This is a genomic window from Streptococcus pseudopneumoniae IS7493 (assembly GCF_000221985.1).
In the GTDB taxonomy this organism is placed as follows: Bacteria; Bacillota; Bacilli; order Lactobacillales; family Streptococcaceae; genus Streptococcus; species Streptococcus pseudopneumoniae.
Genome location: NC_015875.1, coordinates 16,737 through 29,412 on the forward strand (window position 1 = coordinate 16,737; position 12,676 = coordinate 29,412).

General features: G+C 40.9%; 18 protein-coding genes, 1 tRNA gene and 3 pseudogenes. 20 read left to right on the top strand and 2 right to left on the bottom strand.

Features of this window, described 5'->3' with window-relative positions:
* Positions 1 to 354: a type II toxin-antitoxin system PemK/MazF family toxin gene (locus tag SPPN_RS00095; RefSeq protein ID WP_000125658.1), complete on the bottom strand. Its 354-nt coding sequence runs from the start codon at positions 352 to 354 to the stop codon at positions 1 to 3.
* The gene (gene mazE, locus SPPN_RS00100) at positions 338 to 553 is read right to left on the bottom strand and encodes a type II toxin-antitoxin system PemI/MazE family antitoxin (protein ID WP_001098945.1); all 216 of its coding nucleotides are present in this window, start codon (positions 551 to 553) and stop codon (positions 338 to 340) included. The genes SPPN_RS00095 and mazE overlap by 17 nt, the downstream gene beginning before the upstream one ends.
* Before the next feature lie 129 nt (positions 554 to 682).
* Here mazE and SPPN_RS00105 point away from each other — a divergent pair, with 129 nt between their 5' ends.
* The 20 genes and pseudogenes from SPPN_RS00105 to SPPN_RS11360 all read left to right on the top strand — a co-directional run.
* Entirely contained in the window at positions 683 to 1,129 is a 447-nt protein-coding gene (locus SPPN_RS00105; RefSeq protein WP_001237927.1) for an ArpU family phage packaging/lysis transcriptional regulator, read from the top strand.
* Positions 1,130 to 1,579: 450 nt separating this feature from the next.
* Positions 1,580 to 1,650: transfer RNA gene (locus SPPN_RS00110), tRNA-Trp, on the top strand.
* A gap of 60 nt (positions 1,651 to 1,710) precedes the next feature.
* Complete coding sequence (locus SPPN_RS00115) at positions 1,711 to 2,205, top strand: terminase small subunit (RefSeq protein ID WP_000351059.1); 495 nt, start codon at positions 1,711 to 1,713, stop codon at positions 2,203 to 2,205.
* Complete coding sequence (locus SPPN_RS00120) at positions 2,195 to 3,409, top strand: PBSX family phage terminase large subunit (protein ID WP_000182319.1); 1,215 nt, start codon at positions 2,195 to 2,197, stop codon at positions 3,407 to 3,409. The genes SPPN_RS00115 and SPPN_RS00120 overlap by 11 nt, the downstream gene beginning before the upstream one ends.
* 11 nt (positions 3,410 to 3,420) lie before the next feature.
* A pseudogene (locus tag SPPN_RS00125) lies at positions 3,421 to 4,434 on the top strand (phage portal protein); the annotation flags it as partial.
* Between the two features lie 134 nt (positions 4,435 to 4,568).
* Entirely contained in the window at positions 4,569 to 5,102 is a 534-nt protein-coding gene (locus tag SPPN_RS00130) for a hypothetical protein (RefSeq protein WP_000588570.1), read from the top strand.
* A gap of 211 nt (positions 5,103 to 5,313) precedes the next feature.
* Positions 5,314 to 5,767: pseudogene (locus SPPN_RS00135) on the top strand (phage portal protein); the annotation flags it as partial.
* Entirely contained in the window at positions 5,676 to 7,226 is a 1,551-nt protein-coding gene (locus SPPN_RS00140) for a minor capsid protein (protein ID WP_000795721.1), read from the top strand. The pseudogene SPPN_RS00135 and the gene SPPN_RS00140, both read left to right, overlap by 92 nt.
* Before the next feature lie 289 nt (positions 7,227 to 7,515).
* Positions 7,516 to 8,085, top strand: a complete 570-nt coding sequence (locus SPPN_RS00145; RefSeq protein ID WP_001001558.1) for a DUF4355 domain-containing protein — start codon at positions 7,516 to 7,518, stop codon at positions 8,083 to 8,085.
* A 5-nt stretch (positions 8,086 to 8,090) separates the two neighbouring features.
* The gene (locus SPPN_RS00150; RefSeq protein ID WP_000123891.1) at positions 8,091 to 8,933 is read left to right on the top strand and encodes a N4-gp56 family major capsid protein; all 843 of its coding nucleotides are present in this window, start codon (positions 8,091 to 8,093) and stop codon (positions 8,931 to 8,933) included.
* A gap of 11 nt (positions 8,934 to 8,944) precedes the next feature.
* Positions 8,945 to 9,127, top strand: coding sequence for a Rho termination factor N-terminal domain-containing protein (locus SPPN_RS00155; RefSeq protein ID WP_000054933.1), 183 nt, complete (start codon positions 8,945 to 8,947; stop codon positions 9,125 to 9,127).
* Positions 9,117 to 9,305: a hypothetical protein gene (locus SPPN_RS00160; RefSeq protein WP_000669344.1), complete on the top strand. Its 189-nt coding sequence runs from the start codon at positions 9,117 to 9,119 to the stop codon at positions 9,303 to 9,305. Before SPPN_RS00155 ends, SPPN_RS00160 begins: the two co-directional genes overlap by 11 nt.
* Before the next feature lies 1 nt (position 9,306).
* Entirely contained in the window at positions 9,307 to 9,618 is a 312-nt protein-coding gene (locus tag SPPN_RS00165; protein ID WP_000021227.1) for a phage head-tail connector protein, read from the top strand.
* Positions 9,599 to 9,937 (top strand): hypothetical protein, encoded by a 339-nt coding sequence (locus SPPN_RS00170; protein ID WP_000478948.1) that lies wholly within the window; start codon positions 9,599 to 9,601, stop codon positions 9,935 to 9,937. The genes SPPN_RS00165 and SPPN_RS00170 overlap by 20 nt, the downstream gene beginning before the upstream one ends.
* Positions 9,912 to 10,427: an HK97-gp10 family putative phage morphogenesis protein gene (locus tag SPPN_RS11475; RefSeq protein WP_007284942.1), complete on the top strand. Its 516-nt coding sequence runs from the start codon at positions 9,912 to 9,914 to the stop codon at positions 10,425 to 10,427. The genes SPPN_RS00170 and SPPN_RS11475 overlap by 26 nt, the downstream gene beginning before the upstream one ends.
* Positions 10,424 to 10,792 (top strand): hypothetical protein, encoded by a 369-nt coding sequence (locus SPPN_RS00180; RefSeq protein ID WP_000608236.1) that lies wholly within the window; start codon positions 10,424 to 10,426, stop codon positions 10,790 to 10,792. The genes SPPN_RS11475 and SPPN_RS00180 overlap by 4 nt, the downstream gene beginning before the upstream one ends.
* Positions 10,793 to 10,794: 2 nt before the next feature.
* Positions 10,795 to 11,208, top strand: a complete 414-nt coding sequence (locus SPPN_RS00185) for a phage tail tube protein (RefSeq protein WP_000880679.1) — start codon at positions 10,795 to 10,797, stop codon at positions 11,206 to 11,208.
* Positions 11,209 to 11,212: 4 nt separating this feature from the next.
* The gene (locus SPPN_RS00190; protein WP_001207822.1) at positions 11,213 to 11,593 is read left to right on the top strand and encodes a DUF6096 family protein; all 381 of its coding nucleotides are present in this window, start codon (positions 11,213 to 11,215) and stop codon (positions 11,591 to 11,593) included.
* A gap of 38 nt (positions 11,594 to 11,631) precedes the next feature.
* A complete protein-coding gene (locus SPPN_RS00195; protein WP_000478009.1) occupies positions 11,632 to 11,982 on the top strand; it encodes a hypothetical protein in 351 nt (116 codons plus the stop codon).
* Positions 11,969 to 12,511 (top strand): annotated as a pseudogene (locus SPPN_RS11360) (hypothetical protein); the annotation flags it as partial. The gene SPPN_RS00195 and the pseudogene SPPN_RS11360, both read left to right, overlap by 14 nt.
* Positions 12,512 to 12,676: the final 165 nt, after the last annotated feature.

Below are 12,676 nucleotides of genomic sequence, written 5' to 3' on the forward strand. Positions count from 1 at the left end.
CTAGGCTTCGAAGATGAAGTTGTAGAGTTGGACAACCTTCTGAAAACTGGTTGTATCCATGGTTGTGATTTTTTGAGCCTTGCGCTCTCTAAAGTCAAAAGTATAGAGTTGGAGTGGATTGACAGAGCCATCTACCTTATTGGAACGCACAGGAACGAGCAGGCCTTGTTCTTCTAGTCTGCTTTGACCGTGTGTAATAGGGCATACAGCAACAAATCCCGTCCGCTCCGAATATTCTCTACGCGAGACGACAATAGCAGGACGGCGTTTCTGAATCTCACGTCCAACAGACGGGTCGAAGTCAATCCAGATGATGTCCTGTTTTTCTGGAATGTAATCATATTTCGCTGTCAAGGAATTTTACCCCTTCAAAGTCATCTTCCATGCGTAGGTCTGCATCGCCGCTAAATGGGTCTGGAATTTTTGGAGCTAGGACAATGACATTATCTACACCCTTGTAGACAAACATTTCCTGACCTTCTGGAACATTGAGTGTTTTGGGAATGGTCACAGTGACAGAGTTCCCAACCTTACGAGTTTTAACAGTATTCATTTGTTTCTCCTTTATTTTGTATACATACAGTATACACCTAAAAAGGGAGCAAGGCAAGAAAAAAGCCAGCACAGCTGACTTCTTTGTGATATGTTCGCTAAAAATATTATATCATAAAGGAGCGATGTTGTGAGGTTATTAAAAAGCGTTGACGTGCAATTTACCAAAAAAAATGTATATGACGTTCTAGAGAGTTATCGCTCGTATGTCCGAATGGCAGGCGCTGAGTATTTGCCTAAAATTACAACGACCTACTCATTTGAACCAAAGACATTTACTGGTAAGAACACAGCTACTGAGAATATGGTTATCGAACATGTGGATGCAGAGGCAGAGGTTTTGGAGATTGAAAGAGCAGTGAATTGCATCATGGATCCATACGTTCGGCAGGTTATCGCAAAGAAGTACATGGATATGAAAATCCAATTATCAGACAAGGCTATCTATATGGACTTAGGCTATTCTGAAAGTGAGTTCTACCGCATGCTTAGCAGAGGTGCTTTGGAATTTGCGGAAGCCTATCGAAAAGGTAAGCTGATTGTCTTTCGTAAATTTTTGGGAGATATTTGCAAGTAAATTGCTAGGAAATGGCTTATTTTACATGGTAGAATAGTATTGTCAAGTGATAGGTCAATTGACGTCTCCTTTATAATTTATTATATTTTTCCGAGGTTTCGGCCTCTTAGACAGTAAGGACAGGTTAGCAGGTTGTTTGGGTCTCCTTGAAACTTTTACCAAACGTGCGTTTTACTGCTAGACCAGTTGGTTCGATTCCAGCTGCTGTCATTTGAGTGTTTGTGTCCCAGAATGGGGTAGGCAGTAGGCTTAGCATTCATATATCACTCATTAATTTACAAATGGTTGCGGAGCGACTAGACCTTGCATGATTGCGTAGCTAATTATACTCCGGATAAGTTATAAGCTAGAGGGTTTGATTCCTTCAGAGGTTGTAAAGACTACAAAAAATAAAAAAGAAGTCAAAATTTAATACACACGCAAGGTAGTAGTCGTCTTGCATTTAAAAAAAGGCTTTTAGTGTAGCGGTAACACAACAGTCTCCAAAACTGTTATCGCGGGTTCGATTCCTGCAAAGCCTGTGAGAGGTCTTGAAAAGGTCGCACATCGTGTGGCTTTTTTTGATTGTTTGAAAGGTGGTGATGGACATTGGGTTAAACCAAAGACAAAAGATGTTTGCAAGCGAGTATTTGAGGACTGGTAATGTCTATCAATCCGCAATATTCGCTGGTTATAGTGAAGCGTATGCTAAAACAACTGCTAGTAAATTGCTAGAAAATGCAAGCATTAAAACGTTTATACAAACCGAAACTGAAAAAATGCATGATGAAAATATTTTGAGTGCTAAAGAGGCTCTTTCAATTCTCTCAGACATCGCAAGAGGCCAGCGACTTGAGGAAGTTTTGATGATGAACCCTGTCACTGGTGAGGTGGATAGAGTTACGAAAAAGGCAGATAATAACACAGTTATTAAAGCGATAGCTGAAATATTGAAGCGTTATCCGACTGCTAAACAAGCTGAGAAACTAGAACTTGAAATCGAAAAACTTAAATCACAAATCGGTGTGGATAATGAACAAGACGATAAATTGATAGACTTCGCCAAGGCTTTGAGAGGTGCTTTTGATGACAAATAAATTTACAAAGCGACAAGAAGAAGTGCTTACACGAGTATTGAATGATGATTTTTTTATCTGTGGTCTCCATGGTGCAAAACGTTCAGGTAAAACTGTTCTAAACAACATGGTCTTCATGAATGAGATTGCACGAGTGAGAGAAACAGCGGATAGATTAAACATAGATGAGCCGATGTATATCTTAGCTGGAACATCTTCAACATCGATACAAAACAATATCATTCAGGAGCTGTATAACATGTTTGATATTGAACCTAAATACGATAAGCACGGAGCTTTTACCCTTTGCGGTGTCAAGGTAGTTCAAGTCTACACCGGTTCTATATCTGGTTTAAAACGCGCCCGTGGTTTTACTGCTTTTGGAGCTTATGTAAACGAGGCATCTCTTGCTAACGAACAAGTATTCAAGGAAATCATCTCACGTTGCTCAGGAGAGGGTGCTAGGATTGTTTGGGATAGCAACCCAGACATCCCGACACACTGGCTCAGACGGGATTATATCAACTCTGGAGACGATATGATCATCGACTTTCATTTTAAGTTAGATGATAATACATTCATGTCTGACAGATACCGAGAGAATATCAAGAATGCGACACCAGCTGGTGTATTTTATGACCGAGATATTCTTGGTCTGTGGGTGACTGGTGAGGGCGTCGTCTATCGTGATTTTAGCGAGAATATGGTTGTAGATAACGTACCAGAAGATATCACTAAAGTCTATGCTGGTGTTGACTGGGGATATGAACACTTTGGCTCTATTGTTGTCATTGGAGAAACATCTGGCGGTTCAGCTTATCTGTTAGAGGAACACGCTCATCAGTACAAAGAGATAGATTTTTGGGTAGACCTCGCTAAGAATATCAAGGAACGATACGGGAATATTACGTTCTGGGCAGACAGTGCACGACCTGAACACGTTGCTAGATTTCAAAGAGAGCAATTAAGAACATTCAACGCTAATAAAGCGGTATTGTCTGGTATTGAAGAAGTAGCCAAGCTGATGAAAGCTGGGCGTTTTTTTGTTGTATCAAACAAGGTCAGCAAGTTCAAAGATGAAGTCTACCAATACATCTGGAACGAAAAGACAGGCGAACCAGTGAAAGAGAATGACGACGTACTAGATGCGGTGCGTTATGCGATTTACTCGCAACATTCGCAACCAAAAGCAACCGTCCGCAGACGTTCTGATTATGGTCTATAGAGAGGAAAGACATGTACCAATATTTAACCTATCCACGGGATGGATATGATGAGGGTTCTTTGAAGAAAGACCTGATTTACAAATTGATAACGATGCATAACACTGAAAGCTCACATTTGAAGAAGCTTAAAAGCTACTATTTGGGTGAGCATGCTATCTTAGAACACACGAGACGCAACGTGAACGCACCTAATTACAAGACGGTAGCCAATCATGCCAAGGATATCGCAGACACGGCTACGGGCTATTTTATGGGCAATCCTATCAAGTATAACAATACTGCTGACGGTGATATCGATGAACTACTTACAGCCTTTGATGGTGCTGAAATTGACCAAGTAGATGCTCAGAATGCTTTGAACATGGCTATCTATGGTCGTGCTTACGAGTACATCTATGCTAAAGAGGGTATGGCTGAGTTGGATTCAACTAGTATTGATCCGGAGAATACTTTCATGGTCTACGATGATAGTATTGAGCGGAAGCCTTTGTTTGCGGTCTATTACTATGAAGTAAAAGACGATACGAAAGACACTACCAAGTACCAGGCTGAGGTTTTTACCGAAAATCTGCACTATCACATGGTGCTGAGAAGTACAGATTCAGGAACAACTCAGAATGAGCAGGTAACCCCTCACAACCTTGGGCAAATCCCAATTATCGAATATCGCAACAATCACTTTGCAATTGGTGACTATGAGCAACAAATTAGCTTGATAGACGCTTATAATTCCTTGATGGGGAATCGTGTCAATGATAAGGAACAGGCTGTAGAGTCTATACTTGTCTTGTATGGCACGCAGTTAGCAGACACTCCAGAAGACGCTAAGGTAGCAATGAAGATTCTTTCTGAAGAAGGTCTTTTGGAATTGCCGGGCGATAGTGCAAGGGCTGAGTTCTTGAAGAATACGCTGGACGAAAGTGCTACTGAAATCTTGCGTACAGCTCTTAAAGAGGACATCTACACATTTAGCCATGTGCCTAATTTGACTGATGAGAATTTCGCAGGGAATACTTCGGGGGTGAAATAGTTGCCCTCCTCAAAGGTAACTTTGAGGTAATAAATCGGGTTAAAATTGGAAGGCGCAAAACAGTAATAACCTAGATATTTATATTCTGTTATGGTATAATAAGAGTATAATAATCTAGGAGAAGATGAATGATAAAAGATAAAATGCACAAACATCTAAATCAAGTTTATTACTCTATGTTAGCAAGGTGTTATGATGAAAAACATTGGGCTTATAAATGGTATGGGAAACGTGGAATAGGTGTTTCTGATGAATTTAGTGATGTAGCTAAGTTCAGAAGTTGGGCAATGCAAAACGGAGTAGAATTTGGTTTGCAATTAGATAGGATAGATAATGACAAAGACTACTCACCAAGTAATTGTAGGTGGGTTCCTGAACATACAAATAAACGTAATCGTTCTGATAACGTTAAGTATAAGGGATATATCTTGAGAGACTATCTAAAAAAATTATCTGAAGAAAACAACATTTCTTTTTCAACTCTTGTCTACAGATATTATCGTTCCATAAAACGAGATGATATAATCGTTAATGATGAAACAATAGATGATATCTTATTGAATTATAAAAAATACGATTTAAGACAATTTTCAAAAGGTGTGGACATGTCTGGTAAGACAATTGTTCGAGATGAAAAAGGGAGATTTGTGACATATTACTGAAGCTAATCAATTACCACTGCTGGTAGAAATATCAGTAAGGTTTAACGACTAGATAGAGTAAGCTAAGTGAGAAACGGTACATAGTATCGTTTTTTTTATATGCAGAAATATCCACGAAATCCGACACCCTGATAAGGGTGAAGAGATAGTCTGAACTTACGGGAAACCGTAAGAAGTAGAGGATAAAGAGCCTCTACGGTAACAAAATTGAGCTATGGAATTCAAGCTAATGGGCCTTGAGATGATTACCAAGACCAAGGAAGCGAACTACAAGCGTGGATTAAGACAGCGTATTGCGATTTTTGCTCATTACTTGGGTATGAAACAGATTGCACTAGAGTCTCATTCAATCGTTCCACAATTCAGCCGTGGTTTGCCTAAAAACTTGCTGGAAATCTCTCAGATTGTGAACAATTTGGAAGGTAAAGTGACCAATAGGCAGCTTATTTCTCTCTTGCCGTTTGTGGAAGACCCTGACGCTGAACTGGAAGCCTTGGAAGAAGAAAAAAAAGAACATGGAAGACATGCCGATGTTCAACAAAGACAACACGAAACCCGAAGACGAGGTAGAGGATGAAGAATCAGGAGTATTGGGCGAAGAGGAAAGCCAATCTGATTTACCAGCAGATGGACAAGGCCGAAAAGCAGGCAGACCAGTTCGATAAGGTCTATCAGGAAGCCAAGACTTACTTGGATAAGGAAGTCAATAAGATTTTTGATAAGTTCCAACGTGATTATGGTCTAAGTCAGGTAGATGCTAGACAAGTCTTGAAGAACATGAAAGACAAGAAAAATCTGAATGAACTTCGTAAAGTACTTGAAGCAAGACCGAATGACCCGAACATCCAAAGATTACTAGCTGACTTAGACAGCCCAGCTTATTCTTTTCGTATGAAGCGCCTAGAGCGTTTGAGTGATGATTTAGATCGTATGCGTGAATCTATCTATCATTCAGAGAAGACAGGCTCAGACGCCTTTTATAGCGACTTGATGAAGGATAGTTACTACAAGGCTACCTTTGACCTGCAGCAGCAGACAGGACTAGCATACGGCTTTTCTGGGCTTCCTGAGAGCGAGATTAAACATCTACAGTCTTTTAGTTGGGTAGGAGATGGAAGTACCTACTCAACAAACATCTGGAAGAATACGGGGAAGCTTACTTCTAGCATAAAAGATGAACTACTCATGAGCCTCATGACAGGAAGAGGAACACGAGAAACGGCACAAGCAATTGCTGAGAGGTTCAATGTAGGTCAGAATGATGCAAGACGTTTGGTTCGGACAGAATCAGCCTTTTTTCACAACCAAATGGAACTACTCAGCTATGAGGAAGCAGACATAGAAAAGTATATCTTTGTGGCCGTCTTAGACAAGCGTACATCACGCATTTGTCAGGAGCATGACAATCAGGTCTATGATAGGGATAAGGCTGTCCCTGGTGTCAATTGTCCGCCTATGCACCCTTGGTGTAGGTCTACTACTGTCGCATACGACGAGGACGCAGACTACAGCAAGTTGAAGCGCAGAGCAAGGAATCCAGAGACAGGTAAGACCGAGCTAGTACCTGCTGATATGACTTATAAAGAGTGGTATAGCAAGTATGTTGCGAAAGATGTAAAAAATGAAATACAAGATTACAAGAAAAGTGACCAAACCGTTTCAAGATATAATACCCAAAAATTGTTTTCTGATGTTAGTAACGCATGGGATGAAATTGGGAAGGGTGGATTATCGAAAGAACAACTCGTAGGCTTACTAAAATCTGAATATGAATTAGGTAATTTTTCGAGTGATATAACCAAATTGATAGGAGTAAGTTCTGCTTATATAGATGTTAGCAGTTTAGCTACTTCATTAGTGAGACATGGACAACAGTATTCCTTAGATGAGTTTATGTTAATAAAAGAGGCAGTTCAAAAACCTTATTTGATTCTAGATAATTCAGAGAGGGTTGAAAAATCAATTATTTCATATGTAAAAATACCTAACAAAGATAAGGTCATTATGGAAGCGGTGATGGTGCCACGAGATGAAATGCTAGTCATTCACTTTAACAAGGTGGGGATTCGTCAAGTTAAAAAGAATGGAAAAAATATGTTGACGCTTTACAAAAAGGAAAAATAGTGCTATACTTTTGGTAAAGATAGAGGTTGAGAATCTGTCACCAACGCGCCACTTATAGTGGGTCGAGAAATGCAGGAGCCCCGACAGTCCTGCCTATCTTGCGCTTAGATAGTAATCTAGGCGCTTTTTTGTTGCAATAAACCACTATAAACCGCATCGAAATCGAGGCGGTTTTCTCATGCTCTAACCGTATGGAATCCCGTACGGTTTTAATATTGTCCAAGCATTGAAGACACTAAAAGCTATGGAAATTACAGTCGGGGACGACTTTAAAAATAGGAGGTTCGCAATGAACGAAGAAACACAAACAGTCGAAACGGTTGAAGAACAAAAGGTACCTGCAGAACCTGCACAACAACCGCAAGACGAGAAGAAGTACACGGACGCAGATGTCGATGCTATCATCGATAAGAAGTTTGCCAAGTGGAAGTCAGAGCAAGAAGCCAAGGAAAACGAAGCTAAGAAGCTTGCTAAGATGAACGCTGATGAAAAACAGAAATATCAGTTGGATCAGCGTGAGCAAGAACTAGCTGACCGTGAAAAGGCTATTGCTCGTAAGGAATTGACCGCAGAGGCTAAAGCAATGCTAAGTGAACGTGACTTACCTGTTGAGTTAGTGAATGTAGTTGATTTGACAAGCGCAGAGACGGTATCGCAGTCTGTCGCTGTATTACAGAAATCATGGGAACAAGCCGTGCAAAAAGGCGTACAAGAAAAGCTAAAAGGCGGAGCTCCAATGAAGCAAGCACCAGTCGATAGTGACGGTATCACAAAAGAAGAATTTGCTCGCATGGGTTATCAGAGTCGAAATGAACTCTATCAAAAGAACCCAGAACTCTATAAGAAATTGAAAGGTTAAAATAAATGACAGCAGGACAAACTAAACTAGCCACTATGGTTAACCCAGAAGTGATGGCGGACATGGTTTCCGCTAAACTACCTAAATTGATTAAATTTACTCCACTTGCTTATGTGGAAACAGCACTCCAAGGACAACCAGGGAACACTCTAACAGTTCCAGCATGGGAGTACGCAGGAGATGCGACTGAGGTTGGAGAAGGTCAAGCTATTTCTCCAGACAAATTGACTACTAAAAAGACTACTATGACCATCAAAAAGGCTGCTAAAGGTTATGAAATTACCGATGAAGCTCTTTTGTCAGGTCTTGGTGACCCACTAGGTCAAGCCACTTACCAGCTTGGTTTGGCTATTGCTAACAAGATTGATGATGATTTGGTAGCGGTGGCTAAGACTGCAACACAGCACGTTGCAGAAACTCCAACAACTCTTGAGGCAATTGATAAGGCTCTTGATATTTTTGAGGATGAAGAAGATGCACAGTATGTTGCTATCATCAACCCTAAAGATGCTACTAAGCTAAAAACTGACGTAGCAAAAGAATGGACTAAAGGTTCAGAGCTTGGAGCAAATATGGTTGTTTCTGGGACCTTTGGTGAAGTTGCTGGTGTGCAAATCGTCCGCTCTAAAAAAGTTGAAGAAGGTAAAGGTTTCCTTGTCAAAGTGTCTCCTAGCCAGACTCAGACAGATGATGCCAATAAATATGGTGCGTTTGTTATCATGCTAAAACGTGATGTGGCTATCGAAACAGACCGTGACATCCTTAAAAAGACAACGGTTATCACTGGTGACAAACACTATGGTGTTTACCTATACGACCCTACACGAGTTGTAAAATTCGGTGAGTAAGAGGTGATGATATGAGCTTATTGCTACGACGTCATTATATCCAAGAGGAGCAAGCTGGCCAGTATTCTGATTTAGAAAATAAGACTTTAGAAGAGTTGAAGAATCTAGCTAAAGAAGCTGGCATAACTGGTGCCTATAAGTTATCAAAAGCTGAAATTGTAGAGGTGTTGGAGGATTTAAAAAGTGAAATTTAAAATCAAACAAGATTTCTATGACTGGGAATTAAATGTGAAACGACTGGCAGGAGAGGAACTTGAGATTACTGAGGAGCGCTATGCCGAGCTGGCAGATAATTTCGCCAGCAATGGTGTCGCTATCTCAGACGTTCTTGAGGAAATTCTCCCTGAGCCTGAGTTTTTAGAAGAGGATTGATATGTCTATAGAGTTGCTGAAGAAAATGACAGGCGAAGAAGATACTCAGCTTCTCATGTTGCTCCAAACGAGGGCTACAAATCTTATCTTGTCAGAGACGAATCGCACATCTTTGACACCTGCTTTAAGTCGCTTAATACCTGAGGTTGCTATCGAACTCCACAACCGCTCAGGAGCGGAAGGAGAGCATTCCAGAACCGAGGGTGGTATAGCAGTAGTCTACGGAGAAAACGGCCTGTCTACGGGTCTTTTACAGCGTATACGCATGCACAGATTAGCAAGGGTGGCAGGTCATGTTTTTGAAGCAGAGTAGACTGAAACCTTATCCAATGCGACGGTTTGAAAAGACTGTCACAGAGGAAGGCGTCGTAAAAGAAGGATATGCCAAGGAAGCTGAGACAGTCCGCCTTGAGTTGTGGCCAGCTAGCAGTAAGCTACAATCTGAGATGTATGGTGAGCGTGTCAATGATATTTTGAACGCAAATGCCAACAAGTCAGCTACTATCAAAGTGAAAGATGGTGTGTGTATCGATAGCCCGACGGAAGTGACTCACAGGGTTATCTCTAAAAAGGTCTACACATATCATCAAGTTTTGGAGTTAGAGCGTGTCAGAGCTACGAGGGGCAGATAGGCTCATAGCTAAATGTAGACGATTGGCTAGTAAAAAAACTGGCGAGGATATCGTCTTACGTGCGGTACACAATGCTGCTATAAAGGTTGTCCAAGCTGATGCTAAAAGACTAGCACCAGGAAACAATGGAGAACTTAGAAACAGTATCAAGACTAGGGTTAAAATGGACGGAGATAAGGCTATAGGTGAGGTTTACACAAATCTACACTATGCTCCTTATGTTGAGTTTGGAACAGGACCCAAGGGTCAGGCTAGCCATTCTGGTATCTCTCCAGAAGTCAGCGTGACTTATCGCTCTAGTCCGTGGTATGTGCATGAAGACCAAATCAATGTAGGGCCTTACCACTTTCAAAAGATTGGGGAGTTCTACAAGATGTATGGTCAACCTGCTCAGCCTTATCTTTATCCAGCTTTGAGAGACAATCAAGAGCGTGTGTCTAAGAATATTTCGGATTATGTCCGTAGAAAGATAAGAGAACAAATAAAATGATTAATATCAAGCCTGTTATTTATAAAGAATTGCAAAAGGTTGCAGATAATGTGACTGATACGTATCCTAGCGATTGGGAGACTTTTCCAGTCGTTATTTTTTTGGAAGAACAAAACAAGCCGGGTGATTGGTTTGATGACCAGGAACAAAAATCCTCTATCCGCTACAAGGTGGATATCTTTGATGATACAAGCACTAGTGAGTTAGCTGTTAAAATCAATCAGATTTTTGAGTCTTTAGGTTTACGAAGAACCGACTGCCAAGACGTGCCAGACCCGTCCCATTTGAGACATAAGGTCATGCGTTTTGAAGGGGTTGTTGACTTACACTCAGAGCTTGTTTTTCAATTTAGAATGGAGAATTAAACATGTTAGCAAACGGAATTACGCTTTCTTATAGCGAAACCAAAGGTAGCTATACTAAGCTTGTTGGATTGAAAGAAGTACCAGAGTTTGGTATCGAACCTGAAAAAGTAGAGAACACTACTCTTGAAGATAAAGTTAAGAAGTACGAATTTGGTATTGGTGATGCAGGGGAATTGGAGTACAAGTTCTCTTATAACAATTCAAGCGAAACTGCTCCTTACCGTGTATTGCGTAAGGCAGCAGACGACAAGAAGAAACTCTACTTTGAACAAGCTTATCCAGACGGTACTAAGGTCAATTTTGAAGGCCAAGTATCTGTTAAACTGGGCGGTGGCGGTGTCAATGCCGTTATCGAGTTCACACTTAAGATTGCATTGCAGTCAGAATTGGAATTTACAGACGGTCTTGGAGGTTAATTAAATGGCGTTACCTTACTCAATTTGGAAGATTAGCGATGAGAAAGAGTTAAAACTACGACTTTCATCTCATCAAGCAGCAAAAGTTGAAGAAAAAATCGGTATGAACTTACTGAAAATCTTCATGCCTGAAGCTGGCGAAGAGTTTCCTTTGCCTCCTTTAAAAGTTGTATTGCTCTTGATTCATGGAGCTTTGCAAAAGTATGAGAATGGGTATTCTCTTGAGGATGTCTACGATCTATACGATGAATACGTGGATAATGGTGGAGACCAAACAACCTTCATGACAGAGGTTTTAATGCCACTCTTTGAAGTGTCGGGTTTTACTCCACGAGGAAGCAAGGGCAAGAAAACTTCCAAGAAGAAAATGACAGTAGTCGAGTAATCTTAACGGTAACGCAGATTATTGAGAGGCTTTATCCTATGTTTTTGGACATCGGGGGTAAGCCTCTTGATTTTTGGGATTTAACGGTGCTTGAAATCAGGGAAATGATTGAAAGCTACAACCGTGTCAAAATCCAAGAGCGTAAAGAGAAGATTATTGACTCGTACAGACTTTCGCAGATGATATCCAACCACGTTTCTTTATTCTTATCCAAGGATGCCAAGGTCTTTGAGTTCTGGGAATATGCGCCTGAGTTGTTTGTAGAAGAACAACAAGCGGTAGAACAGGAACGGCAGAGACAAGCGCTTTTGTTGCATAAGGAACGGATGCGTGAATTTGCAGAAAGACATAATCGCAAAAGGAAGGAGGAAATGAATGGCAACTCTTGACGAATTGAAAGTCATGATTGACGCTGAGATAGCGCCTTTCAGGAAGAAGATGAAAGAAGTCGAGAATCAGGTCAAAGGAACATCTGACCAAGTGAAGAATGCCACTGCCAAAATTCGTGAACAGTCGAGCTCAATCGGTAGCGCGTTTGGCAAGCTGGCTAAGTTTGCTGGTTTTGCAATCCTTGGTAAGAAATTGCTTGATGTTGGGATGTATTCAACGCAGACAGCTCTTGAAGTATCAGCGGCTATGAACCAAATTAAGCGCCAGATGGGTGAGAGTTCGCAATCTTTCTTAAAATGGGTTAACGATAACGCTAATGCCATGAATATGGGTGTGGGCGAGGCTACTAACTATGGTGCAGTCTACTCAAACTTATTTTCTGGATTTATCAAAGACACCAACAAGCTAAGCGCTTATACTGCTAAGATGTTGCAGACGTCGGCAGTTGTTGCTGAAGGTTCTGGGCGCACGATTACAGACGTTATGGAGCGGATTCGCTCAGGTTTGCTAGGGAATACGGAAGCGATAGACTTTTGTCGCACCGCTTAGAAATAGGCGGATTAAGAACTTACCAAAATCGGTAAAACTCTAAATTTTAAGTAATTAAAACATGACGATACCGAGGTAAACTAAGCAATTAAAAAGGCTTGGTCACCGTAGAGCATAGGGATTGAACCTGTGCTTTTTGTTTTG